We start from the raw sequence: 23,613 nt of genomic DNA, 5'->3' as shown, positions 1-23,613 counted from the left end.
CTTGGCCGGGTCACCGCAAAACCCCAAAGCATACCGGCTCAGCAGATGCTGTGCCACATCTCCCGAAATCAACTGCGTCCTCACCGAGTGCGCTCGACACCGCCGTTCTCGGTCTCAGCGTACCGAAACCGCGGTCGTTCATCCCTCTGCGAAGGCTTTCTCGTATCGGCCGCTCGGGCGAGCCCGACCGGACGCAGGGCGCACCACCGTCGTGCGCGAGGCGTCCGAGCCACCCCAAACGAGTGCAAGAGAACGCGGTCCTAGGAGGCCGCGGCGTCGAGGGTCGCGCGCAGAAGGTTCGGATCGACGTCGCCAGTCACCAGTGCGTCTCCGGGGTGTTGCAGAAGAACCAGGCGCAGTTGACCGTCCTGCACCTTTTTGTCGACCGCCATAAGCTCGAGAAAGCGATCGGCGGACAGATCGTTCGGGGCGGCAACAGGAAGGCCCGCGCTGGCCACGAGGCGGCGGACCCGCTCGAGATCCACGTCGGTGAGCCAACCCATGCGGGCGGAGAGATCGGCTGCCATGCAGATTCCGACCCCGACCGCCTCCCCGTGAAGCCAGGTGCCGTAACCGGTTGCGGTCTCGATGGCGTGCCCGAAGGTGTGCCCGAGGTTGAGCAGGGCACGCTGCCCGGCCTCGAGCTCGTCTTCGGCGACGATCTCCGCCTTGATCTCGCAGGAGCGGCGGATGATGTAGGCCAAGGCATCGGGATCGCGGGCGAGCAGCTCGGCCATGTGCGTTTCGAGCCAGGCGAGGAAGATCGGGTCGCGGATGAGCCCGTACTTCAAGACCTCGGCCAGCCCGGCCGAGAGCTCGCGCTGCGGCAATGTCGCCAAGGTCGAGGTGTCTGCGATCACCGCCCGAGGCTGGTGGAAGGCCCCGATCATGTTCTTCCCGGCCGGATGATTGATGCCGGTCTTGCCGCCGACCGAGGAGTCGACCTGTGCCAGCAGGGTCGTGGGCACCTGGATGAAGCCGACCCCGCGCTGATAACAGGCGGCGGCGAACCCCGTCATGTCGCCCACCACGCCTCCGCCGAGCGCCACCAGGGTGCAATCGCGCCCGAAACGCGCCTGGAGCAAGGCATCGAAGATCCGGTTCCAGACCTCCATCGTCTTGTACTGCTCGCCGTCGGGCAGCACCACCTCGCCGACCTGATAACCCTCCAGCGCCGAGCGAACCGGTTCCAGATACAGCGGTGCAACCGTCTCGTTGGTCACGATCATGACCTGCGAGCCGAGCAGATGCGGCCGGTAGAGATCCGGATCCGAGAGCAGGCCGGATCCGATGTGGATGGGATAAGCGCGCGCCCCGAGGGCAACGGTGAGGCTCCAGGTCATGGCGTTTCTCCGATCATGCTGCCTCGACGCGAGCGGTGCTCACGTCGAGGTGTTCGGGGAGCGGGTGAACCAGGGCGGCATCGGGAGCGAATCCGTCAGGGCATCCTGAACCCTGTGCGCCGCGTCGGTGTGGGGTGAAGGCACTCATCCGATCAACATCGAGGGTTTCCTCGGGACGCGGTCTAGATCTCTTCGGACTCCAAGCGTCGAGAGATCTCCTTTACCACCGAGCTGGTGCCGCGCTTTTCGGTCGAAACGACCATATCGGCGACCTGGCGATAGAGCGGCTCGCGCTCCTCCATCAGCTCGCGCAGTTTCGCGAGCGGATCCTCCGTGTCCAGCAAGGGGCGATTTCGGTCGCGAGCGGTACGGGCATACTGCTGTTCGGGACTGCAATGCAGATAGATGACGACGCCGCGCGCCGCGAGGTCTTGACGATTCTCCGCCGACAAGATGACCCCGCCGCCGGTCGCGAGCACGATCCGCTCCTCGCTCACCAGCTCCTCGATGACTTGGCGCTCGCGGGCACGAAAGCCCGTTTCGCCCTCGAACTCGAAGATGGTCGGGATGTCCACGCCCGTGCGGCGCTGGATCTCCTGATCGCTGTCTTTGAAGGTGTAGGACAGCGTCTCGGCGAGCTGCCGTCCGACGGTACTCTTGCCGGCGCCCATCGGCCCGACGATAAAAATGTTCTGTGCGCGCATCATAGGAAAGGTATGCCAGATTTTCGGCGCGCGGGCAAGGGCAACGATGCCCGACCCAAGCGCGGTATGGAAGACGACGCGAGCGCGGAACGAACGCCGGAGCGCTCGATCACGGCCCGATCGAGACAACGCGAGATCAACCGCAACCCCTCCGAGCTCCATCGAGTATTCACTGCGGGTTGAGGTTGCCGCTCGACGGGGCGGGCTCCGCGAGTGCAGCACGGCAGATGTGAGACCGTTCGTTGTCGTTGTCGTTGTCGTTGTCGACCATCGATACGACCAGGATTACGACAACGACAACGACAACGACAACGACATAATAATCGCGGACGGTCTCGGAATCTCTGCACGGCTCCACTAGTTTCCAACCAGGTCGCCCTTGAGGATCTTGGGCGTGACGAAGATCAGGAGCTCGGAGTTGTTGTCCTCGCGAGCCTCGCGCTTGAAGAGTCGCCCGAGGACCGGGACATCGCCGATCCACGGAACCTGCTCCTTGGCAAAGATCTTGGTACGCTCGTAAACACCGCCCAAGACGACGGTTTCGCCGTTGTCGACCAGGACCCGTGTTTCGATCTCGCGTGTATTTATGGTTGGTTGCCCGAGGACGACCTCACTGAAATCCGGCTCATCTTTCGTGACGATCAAGTCCATAATGATGCGGTCGTCCGGAGTGATCGCTGGAGTTACCGTCAAGCTGAGGACGGCTTTTTTGAAGTCGGTTTCTGGCGTTGCGCCCTGTTCGACAACAATTGCGTACGGGATCTCCTTGCCCACCTCGATCCTCGCCTGCTTCTGATCGGAGGTGATGACGCGCGGACTCGAGATCACCTCGCCGCGTCCCTCGCGTTGCATCGCCGAGAGCTCCAACTGAAGTAGATAGGATCCGACCTTGCCGATCAGGAAGTTCACCGCACCCGCCGGGTTCGTCGCCGGGAGGTTTACCAATAGGGAGGGGGCCGGATTCTCACCGACCGGATTGAGGATGATCGCGTTGTTCGGTTGGCCGGCGGTGTTGAGCCCGAAGGGTCCGGCGTCATAGTTGCCGCGTCCGACCAGATTGCCGGGTAGTCCGCCGCCGATCAGCATCTCGTTGTTGTACAAGGCGCCCATCGATGTCGCGAGACCGAAGCGTACGCCCAGATCCCGCGCGAAGTCGTTGTTGGCAATGACCACCCGCGACTCGATCATGACCTGCCGGACCGGGATGTCCAGACGCGCGACGATTTCGCGGATCTGGTCCAGACGCGCGGAGGTATCCATGACCAGCAGGGTATTGGTGCGCTCGTCGAAGGTCACACTGCCGCGCCCGGGTGTCAGGATCGAGTCTTTGGTGGATTCGCTCACGGTGCGATCCAAGGTTCGGCTGTCGCGGCCGATCGGGGTACTGCGCCCTTGTGCGGTAACGCTCGACTGCAAGCTGGATGCACCCCGGATGAAGCTGGCGATCTCGGCCGCCTTGGCGAACTTGACCGGAATGAACTCCGAACGGATCGGCGCCAGCTCCTCGAGGCGCTGATCCGCCGTCAGGGTGCGCTCTTCGTGCCCGACGATCTCGTCGAAGGGGCCGACCATGATGACATTGCCGTCCTGGCGCTTGGTCAGATTCTTGGTCTTGAGGATGATGTCGAGCGCCTGATCCCAGGGGACATTCTTCAGGCGCAAGGTGATATTTCCGGCCACCGAGTCGCTGGCCACCAGGTTCAGATCGGTGAAATCGGCGAGCAGTTGGAGAACCGCCCGGACCTCGATGTCTTGAAAATTCAGCGAGAGTCGCTCCCCGTCGTAGACGACCTTTTCGCGCGCAAGTCGCTCCTTTTCGGCGGACGTCAGCGGTCGCAGCTCCAAGGTGAAGAGGTCGTCGGTTTGGTAGGCCATGTACTCGAAGTCGCTGCCGGTCTGGACATTGACCTCGACATTGCGTCCCTTGGGCCGAGACTCGATCGCCACGACCGGCGTGGCGAAGTCCACGACGTCGAGTCGTCGAAACAGGCGCTGAGGCAAGGCCGCGTCGATGATGTCGACGAAAACGCGGCTCCCCTGCTCCCGCACGGTGACGCGGGTGGTCGCGTTCGGGAGCTTGATCAGGACTCGCCCCTCGCCCTCGGGACCTCGACGAAAATCGATGTCGCGAACACTCGGGCCTGGGGCCGCGCCGCCGTCGGAGGTGGGGCGATCCCACGGCGCCGAAGCCGGCGCCCGGGCCTGTGTCCGCGCGGCAGCGGGTGCCGGTGACGCGGGTCGTGCCGCGTCCGGCTCATTCCGTGCGTCGATGTCCACGCGCACGCGATTGCCCTCGGTCGTCACGCGGTACGGGACCGAATCGTTCAGATTGATCACGATACGGGTACGATCGCTCGCCGCTACCGCGACCAGGCTATGGACGGGACCGACGCCGATCGGAACGGCCCTGCGCTCGAGTCGGTTCGCAACGCCCTCGAAGTCCAGCGCGATCCGCGCTGGAGACAGGGTGTCGAAGGTCTGCGGTGCGCTGACCGATCCGGAGAAGAGGAGCTGGATCTCGACGCGATTCCCCGGCTGTGCCGCGAACTGAACGTCGGTGAGATCGACGGCGGCCACGTTCGCCGCGCCGATGAACAACCCGAGCAGGGCCGCGTACCGGAGCACCCGTCGGAGGATGCCGCGTGATCCGTGCGGGCTCGGTCGATAGGGGCTGTTCATCGCGGCATGCCTCTGCCTGTCACGGGGTGAGTTTGAGCTCGGCGGAACGTTCGCGCCAATCGCCGGGGATCTCGGAGACGATCTCCGTCAACCGGACGGTGTCGTCGGTGATGTCCACGATCTGTCCGTTGTTCATTCCGAGATAATTCCCGACCCGCACGCGATAGACCAAACCTTCGCGCGTTCGAACCAAGGCCCATCGGGTCTCTTGCTGCTGGACCGTACCCACCATGCGCAGCGCATCCAAGGGATAGCTCTCGAGCTCTTCTTTGGGTCGAAGCGGATCCGGGGCGAGACTGTCGTCCGTCCTGGCCGCCGCGGCGGTTTGCGTGTCGATCACGAACGGATCCCGGCGTCCGTCGGGCTCGAAGAAAAAGGCCTCGACCGGTTGGATCTCGGGCAAGGGCTCGATCGGCCTCGGCGGGCGCGCCTTGACCTCGTCGACGTAGGCCCGCAGCTCCTGCGTCTCGGTGCGATCGCACCCCCACACGAGCAACGCCAACAAGACCATCGACCCGCGTACGCAGGCTGAGCGCAGTCGCCGGCTCACTGTTCGGCGTCCTCGTCGAGATAGCGGTAGGTCTTCACGGTCGCCTGCAACGACAGCTTCGCCGCCCCGCTGCCGGTCGTGCCGCCGGCATCGCTGATCCTGGTGTCGTGGACGGTCACGATGCGCGGCAAGGAGGCCAGCCCGCTGACGAAGCGCCCGAAGTCGTGATAGCTGCCGGTGACGCGGATCTGGATCGGCAGCTCGGCGTAAAAGTCCTTGCCCTGCTCGCTGCCCGGTTGAAACAGCTCGAACTCGAGCCCCGCGGCGAGCCCGGTTTGAGAGACATCGACCAAGAGCGAAGCGACCTCGGTTCGGTTCGGAAGCTGTCGGAGCATCGCCCCGAAGGACTCCTTCATCTCCTCGATCTGCTGACGATACTCCTCCAGATTGGCCGCCTTGCGCTGCTTGGTCTCGAACGCCGCGCGCAGATCCCGCTCGGTCGCCTCGGCGCGATCGAGTCGACTCAACTGCTCCTGCGTATCGAAATAGAAGACCGCGCCGCCCAAGGCGATGCAGGCAAGCAGGATCGCAATCACCTTCACCGCGATCGGCCACTCGCCGACGCTGTTGAGATCGAGTTGGTTGAGCTCGCTCAAGTCCATCGGGAGATCTCCGCGCGGCTCGTCATCGGCGACTGTCGGCCATGAGCCGCATCCCAGACGTTCTGTTCTCCGGGGCGCCCGTTTGCGTCGATGCCGGGCTTGCCGCGGGGCTGACCTGATCGAAGGCCAACCGAAACTGGCTCAGGCCGGTCCTGGTTTTGTCCTCGATCAAGAGCAGACGAGGTCTGCCGATCCACTGCGATGCCTCGATGCTTCGCATGAAGGCCGAGACCCGCGCGTTGGACTGGGCACGCCCTTCGACAACGACGGCGCGTCCGTTCTGCTCGAGCTTGGTGAGATAGACTCCGTCGGGAATCGCGACCACCAGCTCGTCGAACAGCCGTACGATCTCCGGGCGGCTCTCCTGAAGCTCTTGGATGATCTCCATGCGCGACAGGAGATCCGCCTTGATCTTCTCGAGATCCTGAATTTCCTTGATCTGACGATCCAATTGAGCGATCTCGCCCTCCATGAGCTGGTTTCGAGCCAGCTGATCGCCGATCCTCCCTTCGATCTGCAGGTGGACCAACACCGCCAGAAGCAGCGTGAAGACCAGCGCAAGACCTCCCGCGGCCGCAAATTCCTTGCGTCGCCGTTGCCGCGCCTCTTCCCGCCAAGGCAGGAGGTTGATGCGTGTCATCTAGTCGAACCCTCGCAGGGCCAGTCCGACGGCGACCATCATTCCGGGCGCCTCCCGCATCAACTCCTGGCTGTTGATGTTCGGGGAGATCGACATGCGACGAAAGGGGTTGGCGACAGCGGCCGGCAGTTTCAGACGCTCGGCCATCAGCAGATCGATCCCCGGGATGCTTGCCGGTCGACCGGCAAGCAGGAGCCGATCGACGCGATTGAAGCTGGTCCCGGAATAAAAGAACTGCAGCGCCCGCCCGATCTGTTGTGCCAATGCCTCCTTGAAGGGTCCGAGCACGTCGGTCTCGTAGCCCTCCGCAACGTCGCCGTCGAGGATCTTGCCTAGAGCCACCTCGCGCGACAGGCTGTAGCGGCGTTGGACCTCGTCGAGCAGTTGTTGGCCTCCGAAATTCTGCTCGCGGGTATAGACGATCTGCCCTTCGTGTATAACATGCAAGGTCGTCGTCGCGGCACCGACGTCGGCCACGGCGACTGTTCGAGTAGCCTCGAGCTCGGTCCGGTCCTGTGCTTCTTCGGCGAGGATCAGTGAGCAGGCGTTCTCCATCGCATAGGCCTCGACATCGACGACGGCCGGTGTCAAACCGGCCGCCTCCAGCACGCCCACCCGGTCGTCGACGTTCTCTTGACGCGAGGCGACCAACAGCACGTCCACCATCGATGGATTGCCCTTCGTCGGGCCCACGATCTGGAAGTCGAGATTGACCTCTTCCAACGGATAGGGAATGTATTGATCCGCTTCGAGCTGGATCTGGTTCTCCATCTCGGCGTCGCTGAGGGTTCCGGCCATGGCAATCACCTTGGTGATCACCGCCGAGCCGGCCACGGCGACCGCCGCGCGTTTCGCGCGCGTTCCGGTGCTGCCGACGGCCTTGCGGATGGTCGCGGCCACACGATCGACATCCGCGATCTTCTTCTCGATCAGGGCACCCGGCGGAAGCGGCTCGATCGCGAAATGCTCCACCCGAAACGTCGCGGCGGTCTGCACGGGCAATCGCGACAGCTCGATGAGCTTGATCGCCGTCGAGCTGACATCGATCCCGATGAGGGGTTTTATTTTGCTGCTGAGGCCGAACATCGCCATTTCGTCAGGTGATTTCCGCTCTAAACCGCGCCCGGTGCGCTATGCGTCATGTGTTGGAGTGGCTTGGCCGCGCCGGCTCCGACGACTGTCGGAGCCGGCGCGGTTTAATTCGGCTCGCCGCGCGCGTCCCCGAACCGCCGGGGGGGCCTCGCCGGGGGCGCTCGAAACCCGCCTTGGGGACGAGCGTTGACTAGGCCCCATTATAGACACCCCCCACGCCGATGCGCGGGGTTTGAGCGCATGAAGGATGCACCGATTCCGGGCGCAAGTGAGTGAGGTACGCCATGCCGACGAGAGAACGGATCGATGCCCAGCGCGAGCGACTTGCCTACGAGGCCGCTCGCATCGTCCTCGACCAAGGCATGGAGGATTACGACAGGGCCAGACGGAAGGCGGCCGAACGCATCGGAGTGCCGGATCGGCGTCATTGGCCGAGCAACGCGGCGGTGCAGGACGCGGTTCTCGCGCAGCGTCGGCTCTTTATGGGCCGGGCCGACGAGGAGGCGTTGCAACGCCTCCGGACCGCGGCCCTCGAAGCGATGGAGCAGCTCGACCCCTTCACGCCGCGGTTGATCGGCGGCGCTCTCAGCGGTGCACTCGGCTGCGGGTCGGGCATCGAGCTGTTGCTGTTTGCAGACCGCACCGAAGACGTGATCTTCACGCTGCTCGAGCTGCATATTCCCTGGCGCGAGGCCGAGCGATCGATGCGCTATCCCGGCGGCGTGCGCTGCGTTCATCCGGTCTTTCGCTTCATGGCCGGGGAGCTGCCGGTCGAGCTGACGGTGCTGCCGCGACGGGCCTTGCGCAACCCCCCTTTGGATCCGGTGACCGAGCGCCCGCAGCGCGGGGCGGATCGTCACGAGGTGGCTCGTCTCGTCTCGATGGGCGGCTGAAAGAACGCTCGTCGAAGCGGGGCTTCTCTATCGCTTGGAAATCGGCAGATAGTCCCTCTGGGTGGGGCCATGGTAGATCTGGCGGGGGCGGCCGATACGGTTGTTGGGGTCGGACATCATTTCCATCCAATGGGATACCCAGCCAACCGTGCGCGCGACCGCGAACATGACAGTGAACATGTTGCGCGGTATCCCGAGCGCCTGGTAGATGATTCCGGAATAAAAGTCGACGTTCGGATAGAGTTTCCGCTCGACGAAATACGCGTCGCTGAGCGCGATCTCTTCCAGCTTCATCGCCAATTCAAACAAGGGGTTGTTGGTGTCGGCGAGCTCTTCGAGGACCTGATGGCAGACCTCGCGAATGATCTTCGCGCGCGGATCGTAGTTCTTGTAGACCCGATGTCCGAAACCCATGAGACGAAACGGGTCGTCCTTGTCCTTGGCCTTTTCCATGTAGCGCTGCACATTCTTGACATCCCCGATCTCATGGAGCATGTCCAAGACGGCCTCGTTCGCCCCCCCGTGCGCCGGGCCCCACAGCGAGGCGATGCCCGCCGCGACGCAGGCGAAGGGATTCGCGCCGGAGCTCCCGGCGAGGCGCACCGTCGAGGTGCTGGCGTTCTGCTCATGGTCGGCATGGAGAATGAACAGCAGATTCATCGCCTTCTCGGCGATCAATGTCGGCTTGTAGACCTCGCAGGGCGTGGCGAACATCATGTGCAGAAAGTTCGCGCAATACCGCAAGTCGTTGCGTGGATACATGATCGGCTCGCCGATGCTGTGCTTGTAGGCCGCGGCAGCGATGGTCGGGAGCTTTGCGATCAGACGATGCGCCGAGATCTCGCGGTGGCGTGCGTCGTTGACGCTGAGCGAGTCGTGATAGAAGGCGGAGAGGGATCCGACGACGCCGATCAGGATCGCCATGGGATGTGCGTCGTAATGAAAACCGTTGAGGAAATCCTTCAGGTTTTCATTGAGCATGGTGTGGCGGGTGATCAGCTTTTCGAACCCGACCAACTCCTTTTCCACAGGCAGCTCGCCGTATAGAAGGAGATAGGCGACCTCCAGAAAACTCGCCTTGGTCGCCAGCTGCTCGATCGGATAGCCCCGATAGAGCAGGATCCCGTCCTCGCCGTCGATGTAGGTGATGGCGCTGTGACAGCTGGCGGTGGACATGAAGCCGGGGTCGTAGGTGAAGATCCCGGCCTCCTTGTAGAGCGAGGAGATATCCGCGGCCGACGGGCCGACGCTGCCGGAGCGTAACGGGAAATCGAAGCGCTCTCCCGTGACGTTGTTGGTGATGGTGATCGTTTGGTTCGCCATAAGCTCGCTCCTGGCCGTCTTCGGGGCGTCGCGCCCCGTCCGGCGTTGGTCTATTGGTCTCGAGTCTCGACGACGGCGTCACGACAAGCAAGGTCGATGTGCCGGGGTGGTCGCGACATGATCCGTGGGTGCCGATCCGCGCTGCGGTTTCGAACACGACGCATCGACGCGGCGCCGGTGAGCTCGAAGGACCTAAGCAATTATCGGCCCAACGTCATGACAGGGACAGGCTGCGCAGGCGTTCGATGTCGGCGCGCACCGCGCTCGCCGAACTGTCGAAGTCCGCGCGTTCGCGCGCATTCAGATCCAGCTCGACGATCGACTCCATGCCCCGCTCGCCGAGGACGCAGGGGACGCCCATCGCGATGTCGCTCTCGCCGTATTCACCTTCGAGCATCGCGACACAGGAGAGCAGCCGCCGGCGATTGTTGACGATGGCGTCGACCATCGCCGCAACCGCGGCCCCGGGCGCGTCGTAGGCGCTCGACGTTTTTCGCAAGGCAAGGATCTCGGCGCCGCCTTGGCGGGTGCGCTCCATGATGGCCGCGATACGCTCCTCGGAGATGAAGTGCGCGATCGGGATCCCGTTGATGGTGCAAAAACGCGGCACGGGCACCATCGTGTCGCCGTGTCCGCCGAGCACCATGGTCGTGATATCGAGCGCCGAAAAACCGGTTTCCTGAGCGATGAAGCTGGCCATGCGCGAGGCGTCGAGCACACCGGCCTGTCCGAAGACCCGATTGCGGTCCCAGCCGGTGCGTTGGGCGACCCGGTAGGTGAGTGTATCGACCGGATTGGAGACGATCAGCACCATGGCATCGGGCGCGTACTGCATGATCTGATCGGTGACACCGTCGATGATGCGGACATTCGCCTCGAGCACATCCGATCGGGACATGCCCGGTTTTCGCGGAAGCCCGGCAGTGACAATGACCAGATCGGAATCCCTGAGGATCTGCGGATCGTTGCTGCCGTTGATCGAGCAATCAAACTTGAAGAAGGGGGCCATTTGAAGGATGTCCAGAGCGACCCCCTCGGGGATCCCCTCGCGAACATCCATGAGTGCGATCTCGCGACAGAGCTCCTCCTCGGCCAGGATTTGAGCGGTTGTCTCGCCGACTCGGCCAGCGCCGATGATGGTGATCTTGTTCACGTGACTGTTTCTCCGATCAGTGGTCCGTTGACCACGGTCGCGCGGACCAGCCCCGTCGCCGTGGCCTCGAGGGGATCAGTCGGACTGGACCCCGGGGCCTATCTTACACCGGCAGTCGCTTGCGTGACCCGCCACGCACAGGGTCGCGCGATCGGATCAGGCAATCGACCGGTTGTGCAGCGGAGATTCGACCGAAGCAGATACCCGCGCAATCCGCGGCTGCGCGGGATCGTGCTCGTGCGGGATAGTCGAGTAGCGCGGATGCACCAAGCGGCATATCCGAGACAGCTGAGCGTCACGCTCGGGGGAGGGGGCTCGGTCGACGAGCCGGGATGCGCCGGGCGGGGAGCGCCCGGTGCAAGCGCATCAGCGCGCGTATTTGCGCCTGAACTTGTCGACGCGCCCGGCGGTGTCGAGGACCTTTTGCTTGCCGGTGTAGAAGGGATGGCAAGAGGAGCAAACCTCGACGTGCATCTCCTTGCCCAAGGTTGAGCGGGTCGTAAACTCGTTACCGCAGCTGCAGACCACCTTGACGTCGGCGTAGTTGGGATGGATTCCTTCTTTCATGATGACCCTGGCGTTGGCATTGGCCCCGATCGGGCGCTGAAAAATCAATGGAACGCGGTAGGATACAACCCCGGATACAACCCCGCAACCTGATGTTGCAGCTCGGCCATCTTTGTCTGACCCAGGCTCAGCGCACAGGCGGTGCTCAAGACCCCGGCGCAAAGCGCGCGACAAGGTCGTCGAGGAAACGACGACCCCGGTCGGTGGGCTCGACGCGGTCGGCAAGGATCCGGACCATGCCGTCGCGCTCTGCGTCTCGGAGGATGTTCGAGATACACGACCAAGGCAGTCCCGTGGTGCGGGTGAAGAGAGCGCACGTGAATCCCTCGCTGAGACGCAGTGCATTGAGTGCAAACTCGAAAATCAGATCCTGCTCGTCCAGATTGCGCGTGCTGCTGACCAAGGTGTCCGTGGAGGCGTTCAGGTAGGCCGCGGGATGACGGTGTTTCGCGGTTCGCGACACCTGCAGGGCGCCTCGCCCCGGGCTCTCCTGCGTGAGCTTGCCGTGGGCGCCCGCACCGATCCCGAGATAGTCGCCGAACTCCCAATAGTTGAGGTTGTGGCGACAGCGCGCTCCGACCCGCGCATGGGCGGAGACCTCGTATTGACGGTAGCCGGCCCGCGCCAGGTCCTCGAGGCCCTGCTCGCCGATGTCGGCGGCCAGGTCGGGATCCGGCACGGGAGGCGGGTGCGCATGAAACGCCGTGTTGGGCTCGAGCGTGAGTTGATAGTAGGAGATGTGCTCGGGTTCCAGAGCGATCAGCACTTCAAGATCCTGCTTCGCCGATGCGAGGTCCTGCTCGGGAAGGGCAAACATCATGTCCAGATTGATATTGTCGAAACCGGCCGCGCGGGCCATCCGCAGGGTCTCGTAAACCTCGTCGGGTCCATGGATCCGTCCAAGCGCACGCAAGCGGGCGGCCGAAAGGCTCTGAACCCCGATCGAGAGCCGATTGACCCCCGCCTCGCGGTAATCCGCGAAACGGGCCGCATCACGCGTGCCCGGATTCGCCTCCAGGGTGATCTCGATCTCGGGGAGCAGGTCCGCGCGCTCCCGAATCCCGTCGAGCAGTCGTCGCACGGCCGGGCCGGGAAACAGGCTGGGGGTTCCGCCGCCGATGAATACGGAGCTTAGCGGCCGTCGTGCACCGGGCCGATCAAGCTCCAGGTCCAGATCCGCCAGCAGGCGTGTCACATAGTGTGCAAACGGCGGGGTGTGCGCGGCATGCGAGTTGAAATCGCAGTAGGGACATTTGCTGACGCACCAGGGGGTATGCACGTAAAGCGCAAGCGGCAACGCCGGCGCGCCGCCGCTGCTCGCGGATTCGGTCACGCCTGATCGCGTGCCTGCAGGTAGGTCAACTCCCCGATCCCGCTCCACCCCTTGCTTTGGCTGAGGAATTTTTTGTACGAGCTGTAGACCTTGGAGGAGAACTCGTCCTTCTGCGCGATCTCGGCGACGACCTCCTCCGAGAGTGTCCGCAATTTGCGGATGACGTCGTTCGGAAACCGTCGCAACTCGACGTTGTGCTTGGTGATGAGCGTCTGAAGCGCGACGGGGTTGCGCGCGGTGTACTCGGCGAGCATGTCCTGATTGACCACCTTGCAGGCGTTCATGACGATGGATTGCAGATCCGCCGGTAGCCCGTCGTAGACCTTCTTGTTGATCATCGCCTCCAGGATGGTGCCCGGCTCATGCCAACCCGGATAGTAGTAATACTTGGCCGCCTTGTAGAGACCGAAGGCCAGGTCGTTGTAAGGTCCGACCCACTCGGTGGCATCGATCGTACCGTTCTGCAATGCGGTGAAGAGCTCCCCTCCGGGAAGGTTGACCGGGGTGCCGCCGGCCCGCGCCAGCACCTCGCCGCCGAGCCCGGGGATGCGCATCTTCAGGCCTTTCAGATCCTCGACCGAGTTGATCTCCTTGTTGAACCAACCGCCCATCTGCACGCCGGTGTTCCCCGCGGGCGCGGGCACCAAGCCGAACCGCGCGTAAAGCTCGTTCCAGAGCTCGATCCCGCCGCCATGGTAGATCCAGCCGTTCATCTCCTGCGCGGTCAGGCCGAAAGGCACGGTGGAGAAGAATTGAGCGGCCTCGCTCTTGCCTTTCCAATAATAGGCCGAGCCGTGGCCCATCTCGGCGGTCCCGCGCGAGACCGCATCGAAAATCTCGAACGCGGGAACCAGCTCGCCGGCACCGAAGACCTTCACCTCGATCCGACCGCCGCTCATCTCGCCGATCAAGGCAGCGAGATTGTTTGCCCCCGTGCCGAGACCCGGGAAGTTTTTCGGCCAGGTCGTGACCATCTTCCACTTGTATTCGGCCTTGGCATGAGCCGAACCCATGCCGCCGCCCAGCGCCCCGACCGCCAACGAGCCGGCACCAACCCCTTTGATGAAATCGCGGCGTTGCATCCCCGTCCTCCAGTCTGCTTGTTGATGTTTTACTTGTCGGAATCAGGGACCGAGGGCGGAACGCCGGTTCGGTCCCTGACGGCGCTGCGCGTCCGCAATGACCCGATGAGACGTTTACGATTGGCCTTTTTTCAACGACGCCTGCAGAAGCGCGCCGAAGCTGCCCATGGTCTTCTCGGGCGCCTCGGCGGCCGGCGCGCCGGGTATGGAGGCCGGCGCCTGCCAGCCGGCTTCGCCGGCTTTGGTCTCGTCCAGCGATAGGCTGATCCGACGTCGCTCGGAATCCACTCCCAGGACGGTTGCCTCGACAGGGTCGCCGACGTTCAGCACCTCGCTCGGATGGTTCACGCGGCGCCCGGCGCCGAGCTCGCTGATATGGACCAGGCCGTCGATCCCGGGGGCGAGCTCGACGAAAGCACCGAAGGGTTGCAGTCGACTCACCCTGCCGCTCACGCGCTGACCGACGGGGAAGCTGTTCGCCGCCTCCTGCCAGGGATCGCGGGCGAGTGCGCGGATCGAGAGCGCGATCTTCTCCCGGTTTTTCGGACCGCTCGCCGGCTCGATACGCAGGACCGAGACCTCGACCGGCTGGCCGATGCTGAGGATCTCGCTGGGATGCTTGACATGACCGAAGGCCAATTGACTGATATGGATCATGCCCTCGAGACCGCCGATATCCACGAACGCCCCGTAGTCCTTCAGCGAGGTGACGACCCCCGACAGCACGGCACCTTCGTGCAGTTGCGCACGGGTCTCCTCGGCGCGTTGACGTTGCTCCTCTTCGAGCAGGACCTTGCGCGACAGGACCAGATTCGGACGTCGGCCGCCCTCGAACTTGGTGATGCGGAAATCCAAGCGCTGGCCGACCAGCTCGGAGAGGTCTTCGATGAAGCGGATGTCGACCTGAGAGGCCGGACAGAAGGCACGCACCCCCGCGACCTGAACCTCGACGCCGCCTTTGACGGCCGCGCTGACCTGACCTTGCACCGGCAACCCCTGCCGATAGGCACCCTCGACCTCCTCGATACCGTGATAGCGATGACCGTGCTGGCTGCCGAGCAGCAGCATCCCCGAGTCTTCGTCCTTGCCGGTGACATGCGTCTCGATGGTGTCGCCGACGGCGGACTTCAGATGGCCCTCCGCATCCTTGAGGACGGAAACCTCGAGACGACCTTCCGATTTGCCGCCTAGATCGACGAAGGCGAACTCTTCGCCGATCGACACCACGACACCCCGCACCTTGTCGCCGACGGCCGCCCCCCCGGCACCGGACTGCGGATGGGTTTGGTCGAATTGCTTGAGGAGGTCTTCAAAGCTGGGTTCGGACATGATTGCGGAGTGCCGTCGTCGGGTTGAGGGTCGCGGCTAGACCGCGTCCGGAGTGAGATGTGTCGAGCCCGAGCACAGCGCGTCAACCTGCAGGCTCGAGCCGAGCATAAGCCAGAACCAGCCATTTGGCTCCGGCCTTCTGAAAATTGACCTGGATTCGTGCCGCAGCGCCGCGACCCTCGCTGTTCAGGACCACGCCCTCGCCGAATTTCGGGTGGACGACGCGTTGGCCGAGCCTAAACAGACCGGCATCGCCGCTCGACATCGACGCCAGGCTCGGACTCCGGATCGGACCCGGACTCGAGGTCGTGCGGCGAGCGGTGCTGCGGGCCCTGACCTCCTCGACCAATCCCGGCGGGACCTCGCGCAGGAACCGAGAGGGCAACGGGGACTCCTCCCGACCGTAAAGCCGCCGGCTCTCGGCGTGGGTCACATAGAGCTCGCGCATCGCGCGTGTCATGCCGACATAGCAGAGTCGACGTTCCTCTTCGAGCCGGCTCGGATCCTCGGCCGAAAGACTGTGGGGGAAGAGACCTTCCTCCAGCCCGACCAGAAAGACGACCGGAAACTCCAGGCCCTTGGCGCTGTGCAGGGTCATGAGCTGGACGCTGTCCTCGAAGCCGTCGGCTTGGGTATCGCCTGCCTCGAGAGCGGCATGCGCGAGAAAGACCGCAAGCGCGTCGGTCTCTTCCTCGTGCAGGTCCTCCTCGAAGCGCGCGGCCGTGTCGACCAACTGCTCCAGGTTCTCCACCCGATCCTGGCCCTTGCCGTCCTTGTTCTTTTTGTAGAAATCAGGCAAGCCGGCCGCTTCGATCAAGGCAGTCACCAGCGCGTGCAACGGCAGACCCTCCCGCGCGCGCCGTTGATCCCTGACCAGATCGATAAAGCCGAGCAGTGCGGCACCGCCCCTCGGACCCAGGACCGAGGTCCCGGTCAGATCGCCCGCCGCCCGCCAGAGCGAGACCCGTGTCTCGCGCGCCTGCTGGCGCAACAAATCCAGGGTACGGGCGCCGATGCCCCGGTTGGGTGTGTTGACCACGCGCTCGAAGGCGGCATCGTCGTCCGGATTGGCGACCAGGCGCAGATAGCCGAGTGCATCGCGGATCTCGGCGCGCTCGAAGAACCGCAGTCCACCGTAGACCCGATAGGGGATCTGCGCCTGGATCAGCGCCTCCTCGAACAGGCGTGATTGGGCGGTCGTGCGATAGAGGATGGCGCACTCGTCGCGCCGATGACCCTCGCTCTGGGTGAAGCGGCGGATCCGCTCCACGACGAAACGCGCCTCGTCGACCTCGTTGAAGGCCGTATAGCGTCGGATCGGCTCACCCTCGCCGTCTTGGGTCCAGAGGTTCTTGCCGAGACGGGTCGGGTTGTGGGCGATCAGGGCGTTGGCCGCGGCCAGAATATTGCCGCTCGAACGGTAATTCTGCTCCAGCCGGATGACCTGCGTGTTGGGATAATCGCGCTGAAAGGATTGGATATTTTCAACCTTTGCGCCGCGCCAGCCGTAGATGGACTGATCGTCGTCGCCGACGGCGAAGAGGTTGTCGTTCGCCCCGGCGAGCAAACGCAGCCAGGCGTACTGGATGGCGTTGGTGTCCTGAAACTCGTCGACCAGGATATGGGCAAAGCGTCGCTGATAGTGCCCCAGGATATCCGGACGCTCGCGCAGCAGCTCCAACGTCTTGAGCAGCAGATCGGCGAAGTCGAGCAGGCCCGAGCGTGCGCGCTCCTCTTCGTACTGACGATAGACCGTGATCATCTTGTCCGTGAAGAAATCACCGCCGCCGTCCAGGTGATTCGGCCGCAGACCCTCGTCCTTCTGTTTGTTGATGTAGCCCTGCACCTGACGCGGCGGCCAACGGGCCTCGTCGAGCTGCATCGCCTTGAGGATCCGCTTGATCAGACGGAATTGGTCGTCCGAATCCAGGATCTGGAAATGCTGCGGGAGCTGCGCGTCTTGCCAGTGCGCGCGCAGAAAGCGATGGGCCAGCCCGTGAAAGGTGCCGACCCACATCCCGCCGATCGGTACGCCGAGCATGGTCTCGATTCGACCGCGCATCTCGCGCGCCGCTTTGTTGGTGAAGGTGACCGCCAGCACGGCGTAGGACGGCACCTGCTGCACCTGGATCAACCAGGCGATGCGATGGACCAGGACGCGGGTCTTGCCGGATCCGGCACCGGCGAGTACGAGCAGGTTACCGGACTCTGCGGCGACCGCCGCGCGCTGAGCGTCGTTGAGGGGATCGAGAAGGGCTGAGACATCCATCGCCTGGATTCTACTAAACCCGCTCCGGCATGACATGTGTTGTTGTCGGCTCGCTCCAAACGGGGAGGGGGTAAGGCCGGACCCAGGGCTGCAGCCGAAAACCCTATTTATTCAGTCTGTTGGATGATCATCGCAGCCATGCGAGCGGGATCGGCCGGTTTTCCGGCCGGATCCTTATTCAAAATAGTTTAAATAAAAAGACAGTAATTATAATAAGCGCTGTGGATAACTCGGCCGCGTCTAAAATAGACTAAAAATTAATGACTTGAACCTATTCTTGGCTGTTCCCCGAGACCTGTCCAACCTGTGGGTAAGCGGTGTGCAAAAAGAAGCCGTCAAAATGACCACACCTTATCCACAGACTTGTGGATCCTACCGTGAACAGACTTATACAGACGGTCGATCCTTGTCCTGCCCCCGACGAACGGTCGGTGCTCGGCCTTCCAAGCGGCCTGCCGTCAGTACCCAAGCGGCGGACTTAGGCGGCTGCGTCCTTCGCAACCTCGTCACGAGCGCAACCCGTAGTAGAATGGGCGCCCGAACCACCGAGACTCCTTCTTCCTCGACTGCCCAGGTCCTGCTTCATGACGCCACTCATCAATGACACCTTCCTCCGTGCAGTGATGCGCGAACCCGTTGAATACACGCCGGTTTGGATGATGCGCCAAGCAGGCCGCTATCTGCCCGAGTACCGTGCAACGCGCGCGAAGGCCGGCAGCTTCATGGATCTGTGCAAGAACCCGGAGCTCGCCTGCGAGGTCACGCTGCAGCCTTTGGAGCGTTTTCCGTTGGATGCCGCCATCCTCTTCTCGGACATCCTCACGGTGCCGGACGCGATGGGGCTGGGTCTGTATTTCGCCGAGGGCGAGGGGCCGCATTTCGAGCGGCCGGTGCGCACGCAGGCCGATGTGGAACGGATCGCCGTGCCGGATCCGGAGGACGAGCTGCGTTACGTGATGGATGCCGTGTCGACGATTCGACGCGAGCTCGCCGGACGTGTGCCTTTGATCGGCTTCTCGGGCAGCCCCTGGACCCTCGCGACCTACATGGTCGAAGGCGGCGGTGCGAAGAACTTCTCGCATGTGAAGGGGATGATGTTCGACCGTCCGGATCTGCTTCACGCCCTGTTGGCGAAGACTGCGGATGCCGTCGTCGCTTACCTGAACGCCCAGATCGCCCGCGGTGCGCAGGCGACCATGATCTTCGATACCTGGGGCGGTGCACTGGCGCCGGCCAACTATCGCGAGTTCTCTCTGGCCTACATGCAGCGCGTGGTCGAGGGTTTGAACCGCGAGGCGGAGGGACGCGCTGTACCGGTGATCCTCTTCACCAAGAACGGCGGTCAGTGGCTGAATCACATGGCCGACACCGGCTGCGACGGACTCGGTGTGGACTGGACGACGGATCTGGCCGACGCACGCATCCTGACCGGCGACCGCGTCTCGCTGCAGGGCAATCTCGATCCCTGCGCGCTCTACGCCTCACCCGAACGGATCCGCGAAGAGGTGGCGCGCGTGCTCGCCAGCTACGGCAAGGGTCCGGGCCATGTCTTCAATCTCGGACACGGGATCACGCCGGACGTGAATCCGGAGCACGCGGGGGCGATGGTCGCGGCGGTGCATGAGCTCAGTCGCGCCTACCACGGCTAAACCGCGTCCGGTACGAAAGGGAATGTTTTTTGATTGGGCTCGCGGTTGCGCGAGCCCATGACCTTGGTGGAGACGCGGTTTAGGACATCTTTCCTCGCTTTTAACCTCTGAATCGCGTCCCGCTGAAACGCTTCAGGTTGTGCCGAGGATGAAACCGCCCTCAAACCAAGCAGACGCCCTCGAGGACGCGATTCATTTTAGACCGCCTCGGCGAGCGGTACCGCTTCCGATTCCGTCTCCACCCCCGCAGTCGTGTCTCCCTGCCCGCGCGTATCCTCGTACCCCATCAGAAGCTCGCGCGCCAAGGCTTGCTCGTTGATTCGGGCACCCAAATAGGCCGTGATCGAGCGCATGTCGGTCTCTCCGCTGCCGAGACAACTGGTGCCGCCCGGCGACGGGGTCATGTTGAAGATGAGACCGGACCCGTTGGTGATCTTGGCCTCGCCCATGCGCAGCTTGCCGGAGGTCTTGTCGATTAACTGGGGTCGCAGACCGCCGAAGCGCTCGGCATAGGTGATGTCGGCCGCCTTGATCGAGGGGACGATCTTGCGGATCTCGCGCACGAAGAAATGGCGATTCAGACCAGGCACCTCGTAGAGGAGGTTGCGTAGGATGTAGTGGCGGATATCGCGCTCTTTGAGCATGGCCCAGAAGGCCGCGGCAACCTGGCGATCGAACCTCAGGACCTTGAAGAACTCAGGGATGCTGTCGCGGTTGTAGCGCTCGAGCATCGGCAGCATGAAGGCGGTCGGCCCGAAACGGGTCTTGCCGCTCTCCTTGATGTCGTGGTCGCCGTGGACCGCGGCGAACGGAAGGCTCGGATTCTGAACCGTGTAGACCTTGCCGTTCAGCGCCTCGGGGGCGAAATAGAAGGACCCGGCGACCGGCATACAGGAATATTCCAATCCCAGTCCCATCTCCTGCGCCAACAAGAGCGAGTGTCCGCCCGCGCAGACGACGAGGGCTCGTGCCTTCAACAAGCCTCGGTTGGTCTCCAAGACGTAATCCGGACCGTCACGGCGGATCTTATCGACCTTGGTCGAGAATAACTGGGTGATCTGCTTGGAGGTTTGCCGGTCCAGTCGCACGCAATCGGCCGAGAAGGATTGAGCCAGGGCCTGGAAGTCGACGGCACAATAGTCATCCGGTGTGCCGGTGGCGACGATCTTCTCCTTGCGCCAGGTGCCGTCCACGAGTGCGACGTTGGGCTCGATGTCTGCGATGTCCTTACGCTCGAGCAGCTCCATGCGCGGATAGAGCCCCTTGAAGCGCTCGTAGCGATCACGGATGTAGCGAGATTCGGTCTCGCCCACGCCCAGCACCATCTTCGGCATCCGGTGGATGATGCGGTCGCGATCACGCGGCGCGAGCTTGGTTGCGTAGTTGATCACCATGTAGGCGGTGCGCTTGATGGCGCGCGCCTTCTCCAGGGTGTAGTTGGTCTCGATGTCGCCGCAGTGGATGGTTTGGCTGTTGTTGTGCGCGTGCGAGTTGACCGTGGCGATGCTGTCGTATTTCTCGATCAGGCAGAGTCGGTTCAGGTCGGTGAATTTCGCCAGCTGATAGAGGAGTGCAGTACCGGTGACGCCGGCACCGACGATGAGGACGTCGTAGTGAGTCGAAGCAGTCATGGTCTTGTGGTCCTGACAAGCGGCCGTGAGGCCGAGCGCTCGGGTCAAACGTCCACAGGTTGTCGGGACGTTTTTGTGCAGCGCAACAATGCCGTCACGTTAGCCCATGTCCGCACAGGAAAGAATGCAGCAGGACGGATTTAATGTATTGAGTAAAACCATCGGGTTTTTGCGGAGGGTCAAGCGGACGACGCTCCAGGGCGTCGTAGAGAGCCTGCGTGGTCCGTTGATGCGCATGGTGCAGCGCCGATACTAAGATCGCGTCATGATCATTTCGTGTATGTTGATTTGTTGTAGCTGCTGATGTGAGCTACAGTGTCGCCATCGAAATATCAACGGAACGTGATCGATGCCGCACCGGTCCAGTCTTCGATGGGGGCTCTCCCTGCTTCTTCTCGGCCTGCTTCACGGCCCGGCCGCCGCAACGACCGAGGAGGCGATCGCTGCGGGGGATGTGTCGACGGCCACGCGCGCCCCGGCGAGCGCGTCGTCGACGACGCAGACGGTGCCCGGCCTGGCGCTGGGGGAGGCCTACCGTCCCGGTGTCGATCTCGACGGTTACCTGCTCAGCGAGAAGCTCGACGGGGTGCGCGGCTACTGGAACGGCCGCCGTCTCATCACGCGCGGCGGGATTCCGATCACGGCGCCCGCCTGGTTTACGGCCGATTTTCCCGCGGCGGTCCTCGACGGAGAGCTGTGGATGGGCCGCGGCACCTTTGCGCTCCTGTCGGGGACGGTGCGGCGATCCGAGCCGGATGAAGACGCTTGGCGTCGTGTCCGCTACATGGTGTTCGACCTGCCCGACCACCCGGGCGATTTCGAGACCCGGCTGAACCTGTTGCGAGGGCTGGTTGCGGCCTCGCCGAGCCCCTTCCTCGCGCTGGTCGAGCAAACCCGCGTTGCGGATCACGACGCCTTGATGGTCGCGTTGGAGCAGGTGGTGGCCGCGGGGGGCGAGGGCTTGATGTTGCATCGACGCGATTCGCTTTACCGCATCGGACGTACGGCCGACATCCTCAAGGTCAAACCCTATCTGGAAGCCGACGCCCGGGTGATCGCCCATCTTCCGGGCCGAGGGCGGCATGAAGGGCGGATGGGCTCCCTTGTGGTCGAGGAGGCGGACGGCACCCGATTTCGGCTCGGCACCGGTTTCAGCGATGTCGAGCGCGACGCCCCGCCGCCCGTAGGCAGCGTCGTCAACTTCAAGTACCACGGGCGCACGAACAACGGCCTGCCCCGTTTCGCGAGCTTCCTGCGGCAGGTCGAAACCCTTTAAACCAATCGACCCTGGGCGATGGCCGGTACCCGCCAGTAGTGGATGCCGCTGCCCCCGAATTCGCCGCCCAATCCCGCGAGCACCGCGTGTGCGGTCTCCTCGGGGAGCAGCAGCATGAACATCACCCGCCGACTGCGCCCGGCGACCTGCTCGGCGGTGGTCATGGAGCGCTCCGACGAGCCGTGCCCGGAGACCGCGCTGCTGGTGAAGCCGGGGATGTCCTCGCGCTCGAGCAGCCACTCGACGAGTGCGTCCTCGGCCGGCGGAGGGATAATGAGATGAAGCATTTGGTGCGGCATGTGTCGGTCTCCGATCGGGCGTGATATTCCGCTCAGCGCTCGGCCGAAGTCTTGCCGACCCGGTGCGCCACCTCGATTGCCGCGGTCCCGGGCGGGACCTCGGGCACCAGCGTGCTGAAGCTGGCCTTCTGCGGATTGGATCGCGTCGGTGAATAACGGACCATGTAGGTGTCTTTCTGCGCGAGCACCGAGCCGGTCTCGTCAAGCAGCCGGATCTCGACATGGCCCTGCATCCGCCCGGTGTGCGCAGAGCGTTTTGCGACCCAGCCCTCGACCTCGAGTCCTTCGGGCGAGAGTCGATAGGTGACGTCGGTCGGGATGACCGATGTCGTGTCGTCGAGGAGCAGCTTCAGATCGGCCGCATGGGTCGGGATGACCGCTGCGGTCATCAGGAATACTGCCGCGAGTGCATTGACGGTTGATTTCAGCATGGTTGTTGTCCTCCGCAAGAGTATGAATCCCTGTTGTCCGGGGTCGCCCCGATTCGAGACGAGTGCATCGTCCTCGACGGTTTAGACCCGTTCCGCACCGAAACGACGGTAGAGGATCGGCAACAGGATGAGTGTGAGCAGGGTGGCCGAGACCAACCCGCCGATGACCACGATCGCCAGCGGGCGTTGGATCTCGGATCCGGGTCCGGTCGCGAAGAGCAGCGGCACCAGCCCGAAGGCGGCGATGCTCGCGGTCATGAGCACCGGGCGCAGTCGCCGTCTTGCCCCTTCGACGACCACCTCCTGCATGGGTCGGCCGAGTGCGCGCAGCTGGTTGAAATAGGCGACCATCACCACGCCGTTGAGCACCGCGATGCCGAGCAGGGCGATGAAACCGACCGAGGCGGGCACCGAGAGATACTCACCGGTGAGTGCCAGCGCGAAGACGCCGCCGATCATGGCGAAGGGCACGTTCGACAAGACCAAGGCGGCCTGCTTCACCGAGCCGAAGGTCGAGAAAAGCACCAGGAAGATCAGCACCAGCGCCACCGGCACCACCAAGGCCAGGCGGGCCGCGGCGCGCTGTTGGTTCACGAACTCGCCGCCCCATTCCAGCCGATAGCCGGGCGGCAGCTCGACCTGCTCGGCGACCGCCGCGCGTGCCTCGGCGACGAATCCCACCAGGTTGCGCCCGTCGACGTTGGCGATGGCGACCGCCATGCGACTGCCGCGCTCGCGCGAGATGGCGACCGGCCCCTCGGTGCGCTC

20 protein-coding genes and 1 pseudogene are annotated in these 23,613 nt (G+C 63.6%); 3 read left to right on the top strand and 18 right to left on the bottom strand.

The genetic code is table 11. The features are described 5' to 3' along the window. Positions 1-260: 260 nt before the first annotated feature. The 7 genes from aroB to pilM form a co-directional block, all read right to left on the bottom strand. Positions 261-1,343: a 3-dehydroquinate synthase gene (gene aroB / locus KFB96_RS16680; protein ID WP_213457268.1), complete on the bottom strand. Its 1,083-nt coding sequence runs from the start codon at positions 1,341-1,343 to the stop codon at positions 261-263. 182 nt (positions 1,344-1,525) lie between these two features. Next, positions 1,526-2,050: a shikimate kinase AroK gene (gene aroK / locus KFB96_RS16675; protein ID WP_093034165.1), complete on the bottom strand. Its 525-nt coding sequence runs from the start codon at positions 2,048-2,050 to the stop codon at positions 1,526-1,528. Between the two features lie 354 nt (positions 2,051-2,404). Further along, positions 2,405-4,726, bottom strand: a complete 2,322-nt coding sequence (gene pilQ, locus KFB96_RS16670) for a type IV pilus secretin PilQ (RefSeq protein WP_213457270.1) — start codon at positions 4,724-4,726, stop codon at positions 2,405-2,407. Positions 4,727-4,745: 19 nt separating this feature from the next. After that, positions 4,746-5,276 carry a pilus assembly protein PilP gene (locus tag KFB96_RS16665; protein ID WP_300970414.1) on the bottom strand — a complete coding sequence of 177 codons (531 nt, stop codon included), beginning with the start codon at positions 5,274-5,276 and terminating at the stop codon, positions 4,746-4,748. Further along, positions 5,273-5,878 (bottom strand): type 4a pilus biogenesis protein PilO, encoded by a 606-nt coding sequence (locus KFB96_RS16660; protein ID WP_213457272.1) that lies wholly within the window; start codon positions 5,876-5,878, stop codon positions 5,273-5,275. The genes KFB96_RS16665 and KFB96_RS16660 overlap by 4 nt, the downstream gene beginning before the upstream one ends. A gap of 22 nt (positions 5,879-5,900) precedes the next feature. Next, the gene (locus KFB96_RS16655; protein WP_213457274.1) at positions 5,901-6,518 is read right to left on the bottom strand and encodes a PilN domain-containing protein; all 618 of its coding nucleotides are present in this window, start codon (positions 6,516-6,518) and stop codon (positions 5,901-5,903) included. Next, positions 6,519-7,604, bottom strand: a complete 1,086-nt coding sequence (gene pilM / locus KFB96_RS16650; RefSeq protein ID WP_213457276.1) for a type IV pilus assembly protein PilM — start codon at positions 7,602-7,604, stop codon at positions 6,519-6,521. 290 nt (positions 7,605-7,894) lie between these two features. On the opposite strand from pilM, the gene KFB96_RS16645 reads away from it, so the two are divergent. Continuing rightward, positions 7,895-8,503, top strand: coding sequence for a hypothetical protein (locus tag KFB96_RS16645; protein ID WP_213457278.1), 609 nt, complete (start codon positions 7,895-7,897; stop codon positions 8,501-8,503). A gap of 27 nt (positions 8,504-8,530) precedes the next feature. On the opposite strand, the gene KFB96_RS16640 is transcribed toward KFB96_RS16645, so the two are convergent. From KFB96_RS16640 to uvrD, 7 genes are all read right to left on the bottom strand, one after another. Further along, complete coding sequence (locus KFB96_RS16640) at positions 8,531-9,826, bottom strand: citrate synthase (RefSeq protein WP_213457280.1); 1,296 nt, start codon at positions 9,824-9,826, stop codon at positions 8,531-8,533. Between the two features lie 214 nt (positions 9,827-10,040). Then, on the bottom strand, positions 10,041-10,979 hold the full coding sequence (gene mdh / locus KFB96_RS16635) for a malate dehydrogenase (RefSeq protein ID WP_213457282.1): 939 nt from the start codon (positions 10,977-10,979) through the stop codon (positions 10,041-10,043). Positions 10,980-11,345: 366 nt separating this feature from the next. Next, positions 11,346-11,546 carry a 50S ribosomal protein L31 gene (gene rpmE, locus KFB96_RS16630; protein WP_093192065.1) on the bottom strand — a complete coding sequence of 67 codons (201 nt, stop codon included), beginning with the start codon at positions 11,544-11,546 and terminating at the stop codon, positions 11,346-11,348. 145 nt (positions 11,547-11,691) lie between these two features. Continuing rightward, entirely contained in the window at positions 11,692-12,879 is a 1,188-nt protein-coding gene (hemW, locus tag KFB96_RS16625) for a radical SAM family heme chaperone HemW (RefSeq protein ID WP_213457284.1), read from the bottom strand. After that, positions 12,876-13,961: a TRAP transporter substrate-binding protein gene (locus KFB96_RS16620; protein ID WP_213457287.1), complete on the bottom strand. Its 1,086-nt coding sequence runs from the start codon at positions 13,959-13,961 to the stop codon at positions 12,876-12,878. Before KFB96_RS16620 ends, hemW begins: the two co-directional genes overlap by 4 nt. Positions 13,962-14,075: 114 nt before the next feature. Continuing rightward, positions 14,076-15,290 (bottom strand): S1 RNA-binding domain-containing protein, encoded by a 1,215-nt coding sequence (locus tag KFB96_RS16615; protein WP_213457289.1) that lies wholly within the window; start codon positions 15,288-15,290, stop codon positions 14,076-14,078. An 82-nt stretch (positions 15,291-15,372) separates the two neighbouring features. After that, positions 15,373-17,559, bottom strand: a complete 2,187-nt coding sequence (gene uvrD, locus KFB96_RS16610) for a DNA helicase II (protein ID WP_213457291.1) — start codon at positions 17,557-17,559, stop codon at positions 15,373-15,375. Positions 17,560-18,143: 584 nt separating this feature from the next. Between uvrD and hemE the strand changes: the two genes are divergently transcribed. After that, complete coding sequence (gene hemE, locus KFB96_RS16605; RefSeq protein WP_213457293.1) at positions 18,144-19,208, top strand: uroporphyrinogen decarboxylase; 1,065 nt, start codon at positions 18,144-18,146, stop codon at positions 19,206-19,208. 197 nt (positions 19,209-19,405) lie between these two features. Here hemE and KFB96_RS16600 read toward each other — a convergent pair whose 3' ends face one another. Continuing rightward, positions 19,406-20,839, bottom strand: coding sequence for an FAD-dependent oxidoreductase (locus KFB96_RS16600; RefSeq protein WP_213457295.1), 1,434 nt, complete (start codon positions 20,837-20,839; stop codon positions 19,406-19,408). Between the two features lie 349 nt (positions 20,840-21,188). On the opposite strand from KFB96_RS16600, the gene KFB96_RS16595 reads away from it, so the two are divergent. Then, complete coding sequence (locus tag KFB96_RS16595) at positions 21,189-22,115, top strand: DNA ligase (protein ID WP_213457297.1); 927 nt, start codon at positions 21,189-21,191, stop codon at positions 22,113-22,115. Here KFB96_RS16595 and KFB96_RS16590 read toward each other — a convergent pair. The 3 genes and pseudogenes from KFB96_RS16590 to KFB96_RS16580 all read right to left on the bottom strand — a co-directional run. After that, positions 22,112-22,414, bottom strand: a complete 303-nt coding sequence (locus tag KFB96_RS16590) for a DUF3240 family protein (RefSeq protein ID WP_213457299.1) — start codon at positions 22,412-22,414, stop codon at positions 22,112-22,114. The genes KFB96_RS16595 and KFB96_RS16590 overlap by 4 nt on opposite strands. Before the next feature lie 32 nt (positions 22,415-22,446). Continuing rightward, a complete protein-coding gene (locus KFB96_RS16585; protein WP_213457301.1) occupies positions 22,447-22,845 on the bottom strand; it encodes a hypothetical protein in 399 nt (132 codons plus the stop codon). Between the two features lie 81 nt (positions 22,846-22,926). After that, a pseudogene (locus tag KFB96_RS16580) lies at positions 22,927-23,613 on the bottom strand (efflux RND transporter permease subunit); the annotation flags it as partial.

This window comes from Thiocapsa sp. (genome assembly GCF_018399035.1).
Lineage (GTDB): Bacteria > Pseudomonadota > Gammaproteobacteria > Chromatiales > Chromatiaceae > Thiocapsa.
This window is presented reverse-complemented; position numbering and strand designations above follow the sequence as displayed.